This is a genomic window from Propionicimonas sp., from assembly GCF_034927565.1.
Lineage (GTDB): Bacteria > Actinomycetota > Actinomycetes > Propionibacteriales > Propionibacteriaceae > Propionicimonas.
In genome coordinates this window covers 12,340-26,089 of record NZ_JAYFPT010000044.1, presented here as the reverse complement: position 1 = coordinate 26,089, position 13,750 = coordinate 12,340, and the positions used below count along the sequence as shown (strand labels likewise).

The 13,750-nt window shown below is 70.7% G+C and carries 12 protein-coding genes and 1 riboswitch; of the genes, 5 read left to right on the top strand and 7 right to left on the bottom strand.

All coding sequences use genetic code 11. The annotated features are described in order from the left end of the window. Positions 1-195 precede the first annotated feature (195 nt). The 4 genes from VB080_RS09000 to VB080_RS08985 form a co-directional block, all read right to left on the bottom strand. Positions 196-879, bottom strand: coding sequence for a methionine ABC transporter permease (locus VB080_RS09000; protein ID WP_323418108.1), 684 nt, complete (start codon positions 877-879; stop codon positions 196-198). Further along, positions 876-1,877, bottom strand: coding sequence for a methionine ABC transporter ATP-binding protein (locus VB080_RS08995; RefSeq protein ID WP_323418107.1), 1,002 nt, complete (start codon positions 1,875-1,877; stop codon positions 876-878). Before VB080_RS08995 ends, VB080_RS09000 begins: the two co-directional genes overlap by 4 nt. 884 nt (positions 1,878-2,761) lie before the next feature. After that, complete coding sequence (locus VB080_RS08990) at positions 2,762-5,185, bottom strand: alpha-galactosidase (protein ID WP_323418106.1); 2,424 nt, start codon at positions 5,183-5,185, stop codon at positions 2,762-2,764. 485 nt (positions 5,186-5,670) lie between these two features. After that, positions 5,671-6,669, bottom strand: a complete 999-nt coding sequence (locus VB080_RS08985) for a dual specificity protein phosphatase (protein ID WP_323418105.1) — start codon at positions 6,667-6,669, stop codon at positions 5,671-5,673. 767 nt (positions 6,670-7,436) lie between these two features. On the opposite strand from VB080_RS08985, the gene VB080_RS08980 reads away from it, so the two are divergent. Then, positions 7,437-8,000, top strand: coding sequence for an RNA polymerase sigma factor (locus VB080_RS08980; RefSeq protein WP_323418104.1), 564 nt, complete (start codon positions 7,437-7,439; stop codon positions 7,998-8,000). Further along, positions 7,997-8,980, top strand: a complete 984-nt coding sequence (locus tag VB080_RS08975; RefSeq protein ID WP_323418103.1) for a hypothetical protein — start codon at positions 7,997-7,999, stop codon at positions 8,978-8,980. The genes VB080_RS08980 and VB080_RS08975 overlap by 4 nt, the downstream gene beginning before the upstream one ends. Positions 8,981-9,087: 107 nt before the next feature. On the opposite strand, the gene VB080_RS08970 is transcribed toward VB080_RS08975, so the two are convergent. Further along, complete coding sequence (locus VB080_RS08970) at positions 9,088-9,414, bottom strand: cupin domain-containing protein (RefSeq protein ID WP_323418102.1); 327 nt, start codon at positions 9,412-9,414, stop codon at positions 9,088-9,090. Next, the gene (locus tag VB080_RS08965; protein WP_323418101.1) at positions 9,411-10,268 is read right to left on the bottom strand and encodes a class I SAM-dependent methyltransferase; all 858 of its coding nucleotides are present in this window, start codon (positions 10,266-10,268) and stop codon (positions 9,411-9,413) included. Before VB080_RS08965 ends, VB080_RS08970 begins: the two co-directional genes overlap by 4 nt. Before the next feature lie 90 nt (positions 10,269-10,358). Here VB080_RS08965 and VB080_RS08960 point away from each other — a divergent pair, with 90 nt between their 5' ends. The 3 genes from VB080_RS08960 (at position 10,359) to VB080_RS08950 (ending at position 12,896) form a co-directional block, all read left to right on the top strand. Then, positions 10,359-10,784: an OsmC family peroxiredoxin gene (locus VB080_RS08960; protein ID WP_323418100.1), complete on the top strand. Its 426-nt coding sequence runs from the start codon at positions 10,359-10,361 to the stop codon at positions 10,782-10,784. A gap of 245 nt (positions 10,785-11,029) precedes the next feature. Further along, positions 11,030-11,091: riboswitch (guanidine-III (ykkC-III) riboswitch) on the top strand. Positions 11,092-11,102: 11 nt separating this feature from the next. Next, a complete protein-coding gene (locus VB080_RS08955; RefSeq protein ID WP_323418099.1) occupies positions 11,103-11,426 on the top strand; it encodes a multidrug efflux SMR transporter in 324 nt (107 codons plus the stop codon). Between the two features lie 90 nt (positions 11,427-11,516). Next, entirely contained in the window at positions 11,517-12,896 is a 1,380-nt protein-coding gene (locus VB080_RS08950; protein WP_323418098.1) for a pyridoxal phosphate-dependent decarboxylase family protein, read from the top strand. Between the two features lie 83 nt (positions 12,897-12,979). Here the strand turns inward: VB080_RS08950 and VB080_RS08945 are convergent, their stop codons facing one another. Next, the gene (locus VB080_RS08945; protein WP_323418097.1) at positions 12,980-13,708 is read right to left on the bottom strand and encodes a maleylpyruvate isomerase family mycothiol-dependent enzyme; all 729 of its coding nucleotides are present in this window, start codon (positions 13,706-13,708) and stop codon (positions 12,980-12,982) included. Between the last annotated feature and the right edge of the window lie 42 nt (positions 13,709-13,750).

Genomic DNA, 13,750 nt, shown 5'->3' with positions numbered 1-13,750 from the left:
CCCGGATTGGTGGTGTACTGACCGGCCGGAGCCGGCCCTCCCCCGCCCGCGGCGGGGAGTTCGGGGCACCCGTAGGTGCTGGTGGGGACGGTGACCGCCGCCCTGGGATAGCCGACGGACACTCGCCCGCCGGTCAGACCGCCCCAACGGGCGGCCGGGCAGCGGCGGAGGGCTTCTGTCGGTGCCGTCTGGAGCTCAGCGGTGGTCGACGCGCCGGACAAGGCGATCCCCCGTCCACTGCACGAGCTGCACCAGCAGCACCAGGACGATCAGGATGACGACCATCACCTCGCCCTGGTAGCGCTGGTAGCCGTAGTTGTAGGCGAGCCGGCCCAGGCCGCCACCGCCGATCAGGCCGGCCATCGCCGAGTAGCCGATCAGGGTGACCACCGTGGTGGTGATACTGGCCACCAGCGAGGGCAGCGACTCGGGCAGCAGCACCTTCCAGACCGTCTGCAGCCGGGTCGAGCCCATGGCGTGGGCCGCGTCCAGCTTGCCGGGGTGCACCTCCCGCAGCCCGGTCTCGACCAGCCGGGCGAAGAACGGGATGGCGGCGATGGACAGCGACACCGAGGCCCCGATCGGGCCGATCGACGTGCCCACCAGGATCCGGGTGACCGGGATCAGGGTCAGCATCAGGATGGCGTAGGGAATCGACCGGGTGATGTTGACGATCACCGCACCGAGGACAGCGTTGACCACCCGGCTCTCGGCCAGCCCGCCCGGCTGGGTGATGAACAGCACCACCCCGAGCGGCAGGCCGACCAGGACGGTGGCCAGGCCGGAGATGCCCACCATCACCACCGTCTCGAGAAAGGCCGGCCACAGCGCATTGGTGATCGCGGGATTGCTGACCAGCGCGGCGAAGAACTCGCTCATCGAACGGTCTCCTGTCCGGACAGGGACGCGGAGGCGCCAACCTCGGTGAGGAAGCCGACCACCTGGACGGGGTCGGTCCCGGACGGGACCCGCACCCGCGCACGGTGGAAGGTGGTGCCGGCCAGGTGCTCGATGGTGCCGGCAACCACCGGGAGGTCGATCCCGAAGTGGCGTTCGGCGGCGGTCAGCTTCGGCGGCGTGTCGGGGCTGGTGGTGTAGAGCACCTCGACCAGGCTGCCGCCGGCAGTCTCGGCGGGGTCGTGCGGCGGGAGCGCGAGCAGGGCGTCGCTGAGTCGGCTGCCGAACCGTCCGACGGTCTCCACCAGCGTGCCGGACTCCAGCACCCGTCCCTGGTCGAGCAGCGACACTGCATCGCAGATCCGCTTCACGACGTGCATCTCGTGGGTGATCACCAGCACCGCCAGCCCGAGCCGCGCCTTGATCGTGCCGATCAGGTCGAGGATCTCGTTCGTGGTGGCCGGGTCGAGGGCACTGGTGGGTTCGTCGCAGAGCAGCACGTCGGGATCGGTGGCCAGCGCCCGGGCGATGCCCACCCGCTGCCGTTGCCCGCCCGAGAGTTGGGACGGGTAGGCGTCCCCGGCGTCGCCCAGGCCGACCAGTCGCAGCAGTTCGGCCGCCTTCGCCGCCCGCTCGGCCGCCGGGACCCGGGCCAGTTCGAGCGGGTAGGCGACGTTGCCGGCGATGGTACGGGAGTCGAACAGGTTGGCCTGCTGGAAGACCACCCCCAGCCGCCGGCGGGCCCGGCGCAGTTCGGCGGCATGGACGGCGGTGAGTTCCACGCCGTTGATCTCCACCGACCCCGAGGTCGGGCGGTCGAGCAGGGCGAGGCAGCGCACCAGCGTCGACTTGCCGGCGCCGGACTGTCCGATGATGCCGTGCACTGTGTCGGACGCCACGCTGAGCGTCACTCCGTCCAGCGCCCGGATCTCGCGTTTGGCCTGGTAGTAGACCTTCTTCAGGTCGGTCACCGTGATCATCAGTCACTCTCGTCAGGACGTGGCCCGACGACGTTCGCGCTGGTCAGCGCGCAGTCGGGCCGGGTGGTGGTGGGCTGTTGACGGCGCGCACCCGGCCTGCGTCGATCACGACGGACGGGCAGCGAAGAAAGGGTTTGCGGCCATCAGGGGCCGGGAACGCGCTGTCAGCTGGTCAGCAGCAGCACATTCGCATGCACATCATCGCCGTAGCTGCGCAGAGCAGACGGACGGAACGAGGTGCAGCGGTAGACACGGGAGAACTGTAACCCGCCAATCGGCCCGCGCTGAAATCGGTCCCAGATCCCGTGCCCGAGAACTGTTCTCGTCCACTCCCGACCCCCGGCACCGGCCGCTCCGGCCACACGGTGTTGTCGCAAACCCGAAGACGGAACCCCCGCCACAGCTTGTGCCCGGCACCGCCCAGAAGAGACCGGCCACGCCGCCTCCCGCTACTCCGGCCCCTCCGGCCCCTCCGGCCACAAGATGCTGCGACAATCCCGAAGACGGAATCTCCGCCACAGCTTGTCTCCGGCCCCGGCCGCTCCCAGCTGCTGCGGCCGCAGGATGTGGTTGCGATCCCGAAGACGGAATCCCCGCCACAGCTTGTGCCCTTCTGCCCGGAGGGGAGGGGCCACGCCGCCCGCGGCCGCTCCGGCCACAAAGTGCTGCCACAATCCCGAGGACGGAACCTCCATCACAGCTTGCGCCCGGCACCAGCGCTTCGACCGCACGGTGTTATCGCAAACCCGAGGACGGAATCTCCGCCACAGCTTGCGCCCGGCACCAGCCCGGACGAGACCGGCCGCCCCACCTGTGAGCCCGCGCGCGGAGCATGCGGCCGCCGCGGGATGGGGGAACAGCCGGTGTCCCAGGTTCTGACGAGGTCAGAGGGCCTCGACCAGATAGAGCGCCGAGCCCCAGTCGCCGACCAACCGCGCAGTGGTGTCCTGGCCGTCGAACAGCGGGACGAGTTGCGTCCAGGCCAGAGCCGAGCCGGTGCCCAGGTACTCCTGCTCGCGGTCGGGCACCGAACGGAACCAGTCCAGGACGGTGAGCGGCAGGCCATGGCCCGAGAGCCGTACCGGCAGCACGTGGTTCACCAGGCTGCCGAGTGACTTCAGCGGCACCTGCTGCGACAGCGCGCGCACCCGGTAGCGACGATGCGGGTCGAGGCCGGGGATCGGCAGCGGCTCGGGGGCCGATGCCGCCCGGGAGCCGACCTGGTAGTGGCCGACGATCCGTGGTTCACCGCCGGGTTCGTGCACCGACACCGTCACCTGGTTGTCCCGGACGGGGTCGTGGCGGCGCAGCCGTCCGTACTGCAACAGGCGGCGATGCTGCTTGTAGAAGGCGATCTGCTCGCGAATCTGCCGGCGCTGGGAGCGGGTGAGATCGGTGGTGTCCAGTTCGTAGCCGAGCAGGCCGAGGGCCGCCACGTTGAACCGGGTGAACAGCGGGGTGTGCCGCAGCGTCTGGGCGGAGGGGGACGCCGTCACGTGGGCACCGATGGTCGACTGTGGATAGAGGTAGGACAGTCCCAGCTGGATCTGCAGCCGTTCCACCGGATCGGTGCAGTCGGAGGCCCACACCTGCGGTGAGAAACACATCATCCCCAGGTCGAACCGGTTGCCGCCCGACGCGCAGGACTCCAGCAGGACGCCCGGCCGCGGATCGAAGATCCGCCGCAGCACCTCGTAGAGCCCGAGGATGTAGCGGTGCGGAAGCTCGCCCGCCGGCGTGACCGCCGAGAACTGGTCGGAGATGTTCCGGTTACAGTCCCACTTCACGAAGCTGATCGGCACCTGGTCCAGGAGCGCCCCGACCTGGCTGACGATGTAGTCGCGCACCTCGGGGCGGGTCAGGTCGAGGACCAGCTGGAATCGTCCCTCGCTCGGCGTCCGGCCGGGCACGGCGATCGCCCAGTCGGGGTGCTCGCGGTACAGGTCGGAGTCGCGGTTGACCATCTCCGGTTCCAGCCAGATCCCGAAACCCAGCCCCAGCCCGGTGATCTCCCGGGCCAGCCCGTCGAGCCCGTGGGGCAGCTTGCGGCGGTTGACCCAGTAGTCGCCGAGGCCGGCGTGGTCGTCCTCCCGCCTGCCGAACCAGCCGTCGTCCAGGACGAAGAGTTCGGCGCCCAGTTTCTTGCCGCTGCGCGCCATCTCGACCAGCCGGCGGTGGCTGAAGTCGAAGTAGGTGCCCTCCCAGTTGTTCACCAGGACGGGACGCTCAGCGTCCATCCACTCGCCGCGGACGATGTGCCTGCCGACGAACGCGTGCAGGTTGGCCGACAGCCCGTTGAACCCCTTGTCACTCCAGGAAAGGACGGCCTCGGGAGTCTCGAACCTGCCGCCTGGTTCGAGCGTCCACTCGAAGCCGAGCGGGTTGATCCCCGAGGACACCCGCACCAGGTCGCGCTGGCTGAGTTCGACGGCTGTGTAGTGGTTCCCGGAGTAGATCAGGTTGAAGCCGTAGACCTCGCCGTGGTCCTCGCCGACGCCGCGGCGGGCGAGCAGCACCCCCGGGTTGTGCCGGTTGGAGCTGAATCCGGTGGTCGAGGAGTTGACGTAGATGCCCGGTGCCAGCGGACGGACATGCTTGTGCGCCTCGGCGATCCAGGCGCCATCGAAGGTGACCAGGTCGAAGCCCCGGTCAGGCAGGTCAACGAGCTGGCTCATCAGCCGGCGCAGCCGCAGTGGCGTGGCGCTGTGGTTGGTCAGTACGGCCCGGCGGGTGACGGTGTCGGCGTCGGAGAAGATCGTGTAGTAGAGAGTCAACGCCACCTCGGCGTCGGCAAGATCGACCTGCAGGGTCTGGCAGGGCCGGTCGGCGGCCAGTGCGGACGGCAGCCCGTCCTGCGGCGGCACGACACCGTCATGCAGGGTATGGCCGGCGTAGCGGAAGTCGGTGACGAAGCTGCCGTCCGGCATGGTGGTCTCGACTCCGGGCAGGCGGTAGTCGCCCTTGCCCAGTCCGGCATACTCCCGTGGCAGGCGGTCGAGGTTGTAGCCGGGATCGTCCCGGTGATACTTCACCCCGTCCCCGTCCGCCGGCTGCTTGACCGCGAGCGTCTCGACAGACTCGTCCGGGCGGTCACCCAGATCGACCGACGCCCCGAACCAGACATGCTCCAGGTGGCCGTACCGGGTCACCCGGAAGAGGTAGCTGATCCCGGCACCTTTCAGGTGGAAGACCGGTCCGCCGCGGGCCGGGAGGTCCGCGGACGTGGGCGAAGCCCCCAGCCCCGCCGCGTTGGCGGGCCGCGACTCCGGGCCGGTTTCCTCGGCCTCCACGACGTCGATCAGCGCCATTGCACCTCCTGCGTCTCCAACCTAGCCACCTGGTGGGCCGAAGCCAGGGCAGTCCGGCCGGCGACCGGCCGACGGGCGGGCGATCCGGCCGTGGAGGTTCCTGCCCGGCGGACACCACCGAGGGCCAATGTGCTTGTCACGGGCGGGATGTCGGGCCCACGGAAGGGCGGCTCGTGCCGGCGGCGCTGACGGCACGAGCCTGAATCATCGTAAGCAGGGACGGTCCCGGACGTGTCCACTTTGTGGAAGATCGCAGAAAACCTGCACAAAGCCCCGCCCGGATGTCCGTTTCAGGAACCGCGATGCCAGGGAACTGTGGTCCCCCCTCCTCAGGCCGAGGACGGCCCGGCCGGTCCTGCTGGTAGTGCCAGGGAACGGTGGTTCCGCCCTACTCAGACTGTGGGTGCATCGTCGCCGGAGACACCGGGGCGAGGTGCCCACCGGGCGACGCACGGCAAGCCCCCTGGGGGATGAGGAGGCCTGCCCTAGTCGCTCTCGAGGGCGCTGGCCAACAGGCGGAGCGCGAGATTCAGGGTGCGCACCGCCGACTCGGTGAGCCGGGCCGGATTGGGCCCGCCCAGCCCGAGCCCCTCGGGCGAGATGACCTTCATCATGTCCGCGGTCAGCAACGGGTCGACGTCGAACTCCAGCACCAGCACCGGCAGGGCGAGGGCGCCGCCGTCCGGGACCGGCTGCGGTGGACCGGCCACCATGCCGAACCCGAGAACGGAGCCGTCCGGGTCGACCAGCACCAGTTCGTCGCGGATCGCCAACTCGTCCGGCTCGTGGTCCATCCCCAGCCCGACCGTGGGACGGGGATGGTTGGCGATGACCTCGGCCAGCGCCAGCGCCGTCTGCGGGTCCAGGGCGACCGCCCAGATCGACCCCGAGCCCTCGGCCTGCCGGATCTGCCGGATCACCTGATGCAGGTCGAGGTGGTTGGCCTCCCGCCAGGACTTCAGTGAACGGGTGGCACCGGCCCTGGCCTGGGCGCTGGCCCCCGCCCGGTCGAGGTGCCAGGCCAGGGCGTCGTCGGCGTAGTCGATCACGGCGATCGGCCGCGCGGTGCGGATCGCGGTCAGCGCGTCCCGCAACTTCCAGCCCTGCGCGAGCATCACCGCCAGCAGCGCGGACGGGCCTCGGTTCACACCCATGTGGCAGTGCACCAGCACCTTGGCGTCCGGGTCGGCCAGCGCGTCACTGACCCAGCTGTTGAGCTCCTCGAACCAGTCCGGCGGAATGGTCTGGCCGGCGTCCTCGACGCCATGGTTGAGGTAGCGGATCTGGGGAGCCCAGACGGCCACCAGCGCCTCGTCGCTCCACTCGTCGCGCAGGTCGGCGATGTGGGTGATTCCGGCGGCGACCAGCTCCTGCAACTGCCGCCGGGCCAGGGAGAACTCCGGTGCCAGGTCGCCGCCGACCGCAAGCCGGTCGGTCACGAACTGCGCGTTCGCCACCTCGAGGACGGGAAGCTGGGTGGACATGGCTCCAATCTCCCACGATCCCGGCCGTCGCCCAAGCTCGCCAGCGGGAAGGGTCCGGCGTCCCAGGTGGGACAGGTGTGGGACAGGGGACGGTTCCGGTGTCCCACTCGATTCTGTGGGACAGGGGACGGTTCCGGCGTCCCACTCGATTCTGCGGGACAGGGGACGGTTCCGGCGTCCCGCGCGATCCGGAACGCGCCGCGGGGTGCCGATGCCGGCACCCCGCGGTCGAGGGTGCATACCCGGAAAGAGCCACAACGCAGAGTGGGCGCGACATCACGTCGCGCCCACTCAAGCTGCACTACGCGGTTCGTCGTCCCCCGACTACCCCCGCGCCGCCCCCTCAGACGATATGCAGGTAATACCCCGCAACCGAGTGTAGGGACGGCATCGTCGGTGCGCAGTCCCCCGTACGGGGACATTTCGGGGCCAGTTCCGGTGCTGGTGGCCCTGGTCAAGGCCGTCCCGGGCCGCGGGTTCTCCGGAATTCCCGGCCCGGCTGCAACCAGATCCGGCCGCTCCGGCTAGACAGGGGCATGAAGACCTCACCCGGAAGGCCGCCGAACCGGCTGACCACGGATCCAGGCCCGCCGTCGGGCTGGACGCCCGGTGCCGTCCGGCAGTCCAGCACGGCCAGCCAGTGCCATCCGGCCTGTACCGACAACGACGACGGCAACGACCAGCCCCCCGTCCGAACGCCGTCCGGTCTTCGCACCGGAACGCGAGCGAAGTTCGACCAAATCGCTGACTGCCGCCCCGGAGCGGGCTTGGATGAAGCCATGGAGCACGCCGACGACTCCACCGGGTCACCCTCCGCGGACGACCTTGGCACCCCGGACGGGTTCAGCCGCTGGGTGGAGCCGCACTGGCAGGCGATGGCCCGGCTGGCCGCACGCTACTCCCCTGACGCCGACGACATCCTCGCCGACGCGCTCGCCGTCGCCTGGCGCAAACGTGCCCAGTTCGACCCGGCCCGGGGGACCGCCCGGAACTGGCTGCTGGCGATCACCGCCGACCAGCGCTCCAAGGCCTGGCGCCGGGCCGGACGGATGCTCTCGCGTCCGTGGGCCGATCCGGAGGCAGGACGCACCCCGGCCGAGCTCGCCCGCACCGCTACCGAGGCGCCCGGCCTCGAGGTCCGGCTCGATCTGCGCCGGGCCATCGACCGGCTGCCTGCCAAACAGGCGCTGGCGATCGATCTGCACTACTACCTCGGGCTCGGAGTCTCCGACATGGCAGTCGTCATGCACTGCCCGGAGGGCACCGTGAAATCGCATCTGTCCCGCGCCCGGGGACGACTCCGCACCCAGTTGGGGGATGACTACCGATGAACGATCGTGACGAACTGCTCCGCGAGGACGGACAGGCCTGGCAGCCGGCCGCCGTCGCCGCCCCGGATGTCGACGCCGCCCTCGCCCGGGCCGCCACCCGGCGCTCCAGGCTGGCCTCCGCCGCTACCTTGATCGTGGTGGTCGGGCTCGCCACCGGCGGCGTGCTGGTTGCCGACCAGTTCAGCCCCGGGACTCCGGCCACGCCCGCCCCGCTGGCAACGGGCCCCAGCGCGCCCGACGTCCCGAAGCCGACTCCCTCTGCCGCCCCGGCCGGCCTGGCAGAGCTGACCGACGCCGTCCACCACAACGCCACCCAGTTCGGCGTCCCGGCCACGGCGAGCGCCGTGTCGACCACCTGGGTGAAGGCACAGGAGTTCCTGCCGGCCTCCGGCGACCAGCCGACTGCTGGCGACACTGCCGTCTGGCTGGTGGAGGTCACCGGGGAGTTCAGCTGCGACACCTGCCAGACCACACAGCAGGGGCCCGAACGCAGCGTCAGCACACTGACGATGGCGCTGACCGCGGATGGACTCCACCAGATCTGGTACGAGCTGGGCGATGTCACCCGTCCGCTGCCGGAGCTCGGAACCGTCCTCACCCTCGATCCTGACGGCAGCACCGGGAACCTCTCCTTCACCCGGGCGGTCCACGACCAGGGCACCCGGTTCGGCATCCCGGTGACCGGCGAGGCCGTGCTGACCACCTGGCAGAAGGCGCAGGAGTTCCTGGGGTTCACGGTCGACCAGGCACCCGGGCAACCAGCCGGGGACGGCGAGGTCTGGGTCGTGCAACTGCACGGCGCGTTCTCCTGTGACGACTGCCAGACCGGGCAGACCGGCCCCGAGCAGAGCGTCAGCACGCTCATCCTGGTGCTCGACGCGGCGACCTTCGAGCTCCACGACGCCGAGCCAGGGAACACCCCCCGCCGGCTCGACCAACTCGGGATCGTCCAGGCGGTGGATCTGGAACTGGTCGGCTGATCACTGGTTCAGCCGACGGGTGAGCACCGACTGCGGCTGGTGACAGGTGCGGCGCGCACCCACCCGGCCACGACCGTCTAGACGCCGACGGCCCTCCCCGCCCCGGCTCAGCGGGGATCAAGCATGGTGAGGGCGAGCTTCGACGGCTCGTGCGCCCAGACCGAGTGCGGCACCCGGGTGTCGAGGTGCATCAGGCCGCCGGGGAGGAGCTCCTCGGTACGGCCGTCGGCGGTGATCGACAGCCGTCCCGACAGCACCTGCAGCAGGACCGGCATCGCGGCAGTGTGCTCGGTGAGTTCCTGGCCGGCATCGAAACCGAACAGCACCACCCGCACCCCCGGCGCCCGGAAGGCGGTGCGGGAGACGGTCGCCTCGGTCTGAACCTCGATCAGCCCGGCAAGGTCGGGGATGGCGGTGAAGGGGACATCGGTCATGCTGGCTCCTTGGCTGTGGAATCGGTGGGAAGTGCGGGACGGCGGGCGACCAGGGTGACGGCCACCAGGGCCTGCCGGTGACGGCGGAAGACGGTGCGCATGGTGAGCACGCGCCGGCGGGCCGCCGGGTTGCGCACCAGGTTGCCGGCGATCCGCAGCACGCCGCGGACGCCCTCGTCAGCCAGGTTGCGGCGGAGGTCGAGCAGGGCCATCGGAGCGGTGGCGGTGAACTCGACCTCAAGGCCGTGGCCGGCGAGCGCCGCCCGCCACTCGGCCATGGTGAGCGGCCGGGCATTGACCTTGATCGCCCGGGCGAGATCCTGGCGAATCGCCGTCTTGGCGTGGTCGTCGAGTTCGTCTGGCTGCAGGCCGAGCTCGTGGATCGCGTAGTAGCCGCCCGGGCGCAACACCCGGACTGCCTCGTCGATGATCGCTGTCTTGCCACGGTCGGTCTGCATGGTGAGCAGGGCCTCGCCGATCACGGCGTCCGCGCTCGCCGCCGGCAGTCCGGTATGGGCGGCGTCGCCGTCGACCACCCGTCCGGCCTCGCCGATCGCCCGCCGCACCAGCGCGGCGGCCTCGGGACTCTCGTCCACGGCGGTGTAGCTGCGTGGACTGCTGGCGAGGATCTCCCGGGCAGTCAGGCCCAGGCCGGGCGCGAGTTCGACCACGTCCAGGCCGGCGAGCGGGACAGCGTCGAGCATCTGAAGGGTCAGCTCGCGACCACCCGGACGCAGCACACGCTTGCCCAGGCGGGCCAGCAGCCAGTGGCCGGGAACATCCTCGATCGGTCGGGCGGCCATTGGCAACTGGCTGGTGTCGAGGTCTGCTGCGTCCTCGCGGTTGTTTTTCACAACATGCATTGTACTTATTTCTGGCCCGCACGGTTAGGCTGATCAAACAGACGGCAACCGCCGTCCCGCACCCTCACCGAAGGACACGACATGAGCGTCACCAGTACCGCACACACCAGCTGGTCGGGCAGCCTCTTCGAGGGTTCCGGCACCGTCGGTTTCGACAGTTCCGGCATCGGCAGTTTCGACGTGAACTGGAAGGCCCGCTCCGAGGGCTCCTCTTCGGTCACCACGCCCGAGGAGCTGATCGCGGCAGCACACTCCTCCTGCTACTCGATGGCGTTCTCCAACGCGCTCGCCCAGAACGGCACGCCGCCGACCAGCCTCACCACCACGGCGAAGGTGAGCTTCGTCCCCGGCACCGGCATCACCGGCAGCCACCTCGAGGTCGAGGCCGTGGTGCCCGGCCTGGACGCCGAGACCTTCGCCCAGCTCGCGGAGGGCGCCAAGACCGGCTGCCCGGTGAGCCAGGCCCTCGCCGGCATCGAGATCACGCTGGACGCCCGGCTGGCCTGAGCCGGTCGGCGCCCGAACCGGTGGGGACGGTTCTGCTGTCCCCACCCGGGAGGTCGACGTGAGTCGCGCTGCCGGCCGGGAGCTCGGCCGGCAGCGCGTGGAATCCTCCGCCACAGGCCGCGGGACGCGGGACGGAAGGTGACTCCTGGTTCGACGGGTCCATCAAACCAGGCCCTGCGAACCACCGCAGCCGCATCGCTCAGCGGCGATTCCGGCTTGCCCGGCCGGTTTTGCTATGCTCGGCGGCAGAGCCTGAACGGCTCCCGGACGATGGTCAAGTACCCGGCGCGCGACAAGACTTGCCAGGGGAGATCCCACATGTCCTGGTTCATTCTCATCCTCTCCGGTGCCCTCGAGGCGGTCTGGGCGACCGCTCTGGGGAGGTCGGAGGGGTTCAGCAAGCTCGTCCCGTCCATCGTCTTCGGCGTCGGTGTCGTGGCCAGCATGATCGGGCTCGCCATCGCCATGCGGGACATCCCGACCGGCACCGCCTACGCGGTGTGGGTGGGGATTGGCGCGGCCCTGACCGTGATCGTCGCCATGGTGACCGGCAGCGAGCCGGTCTCGGTGGTGAAACTGCTGCTGATCGCCGGCCTGGTGGGCTGCGTGATCGGGCTGAAGCTGGTCGGCGAGGGCCACTGAGCCGTCGCCCGACCAGAGAAACCACCCAGGTGGGTCAGTTGGGAATAGTGCCCATGGGCGCACCGCGACCACGGCGGCATGCTGAACCGCATGCCTGGTGACTACGAGACTGCCCTGGACGCTGCCCACGCTCTTGCGCTCGCGTGGCTGCAGACGATGCCGACGCGCCCGATCGCCCCGGTGCTCACGATCGACCAGGTGAAGGATCGGCTCGGCCGCGACCTGGCGGCCGGTGGGGCCCCCGCCGGGACGGTCGTCGCACAGCTGGCGGACGCCGTCGAGCCGGGGCTGATCGCCATGCAGTCACCGCGGTTCTACGGGTTCGTGACCGGCGGCACCTACCCCGCTGCACTCGGTGCGGACTGGCTGGTGTCGGCCTGGGACCAGAACGCCAGCTTCCGCAGCACCACCCCCGGCGTGGTGGCAGTCGAGGAACTCGCCGGCGACTGGCTGTGTGAGCTGCTCGGCCTGCCGCCCGGTGCGGCGGTGGGGTTCACCACCGGGGCGACCTCGGCGAACCTCGCCTGCCTGCTCTCCGCCCGGAATGCGGTGCTGCGGGCGGAGGGTTGGGACGTCGAGCAGGACGGGTTGCAGGGCGCGCCTCGGCTCCGTCTGCTGGCCGGCGCCAGCGTCCATGGCTCGCTGGTCGCCGCCGGACGGATGGCAGGGCTCGGTCTGCCCCGGCTGGTGGAGGTCGACGACCAGGGCCGAATCGACCCGGACGCGCTGGCCATGGTCCTGGCCGGGGAGGAGGGCCCGGCGATCGTCGCCCTGCAGGCCGGAGACGTCCACTCCGGCGCCTTCGATGATTTCACCCGCTCGATCGCCGCCGCCCATGCGGCCGGCGCGTGGGTGCACGTCGACGGCGCCTTCGGGCTGTGGGCTGCGGCGAGCCCGTCGCTGCGGCACCTGGTCGCCGGCCATGAGGCGGCCGACTCCTGGGCCACCGACGCCCACAAGACCCTCAATGTGCCCTACGACAGCGGGGTTGCGATCGTCCGCGACCCGGCGGCCATGACCGCTGCCCTCGGCCAGCGGGCGGCGTACCTGCCTGAGGGCAACGCTGTCCCCGAGCCGCAGGACCGCACCGTCGAACTCTCTCGCCGGGCCCGCGGCGTGCCGATCCATGCCGCGCTACGCGCGCTCGGCCGGGACGGGGTCGCCGCGCTGCTGGACGGCCTGGTGATGGCCGCCCGCGCCCTCGCCGACGGATTCGACGCCATCCCGGGACTCGAGGTGCTCAACGACGTCGCGTTCACCCAGGTCTGCCTTGCCGGCCCGGACGACACGCGCACGGCGGCGCTGGGCGACTGGCTGCGCGCCGAGGGGACGACCTGGCCGTCCTCGTCCCACTGGCGCGGACGCGCCGTCGTCCGGTTCTCGGTCAGCAACTACGGCACCGACGACCAGGCCGTCCGGCAGACCCTGGACGCGGTACGCCGCGGTGCGCAGGCCGTGGGCATCGGGTAGGCCGGATCGCGGACGTCTGGCGAAGCGTTCCGAGCGGTCCCTGCGGCTCGCCGGGCAAGCCCACAGTCCGTTGCCGGTGCGTATCAGGGGGTCAGCCCCTGGGCGAGGACGGCATCCAGGCCGGCCCGGTCGCCGGCGATGGCGAGGGCGGGATCGTCGGAGTCGGCGCGGCCCCAGACCAGCAGGGCGAGGGTTTTCGCCGGGCCCGAGACTGTCACCGCTGGGGCAGCCGGATCGGCTCCGGCGAGTTCCCCGGCGTCGGCCGCGGCGGTGCGGAACCGGACACGGACGGCCGGCGGCGCGATCCGTCCCAGCCTGAGCTGGCGCGGGTGCATCACGGTGACCACCTCATCCACGCAGTCCAGCCAGCCCTCGTCGCCCGGGTCGTAGCCGAGGCCGGCGGCCGTGCGGAGATCCCAGGTGTGGATGAGGGTCTCCAGGGCTTGCCGGCGGTGCCAGAACCCGACCGTGCCAGTGCGCGGCGCTCCTTCGGGCAGGTCCTGGTCGGTGAGCGTCCAGGCCGGGGCGTCGGGGTCCAGCCGGGCAAGGGTGTCGCGCAGGACGGCTGCACACTGGCCGTAGAGCTTGGCGAGCTGCCGCGGCGAATCAGTATCGACGTCACCCAGGGGCAGTTCCTCGCCACCGCTGGCCTTGGCTGCGGCCCAGAGGTGGATCTCCGCGAGGTGGAGCACCAGGTCGGCCACCGTCCAGTCGCCGCAGGAACGCACCGGCGCCGACGGGTCGGCCAGCGCGATGGACGCCAGGAAGTCGTCCTGGTAGGCGTGCAAGGCGGCGAGGTGGTCTCGGGACATGCCGGCATGCTAAGCCGCACCTGACCAGACCAGCTAGCTTGC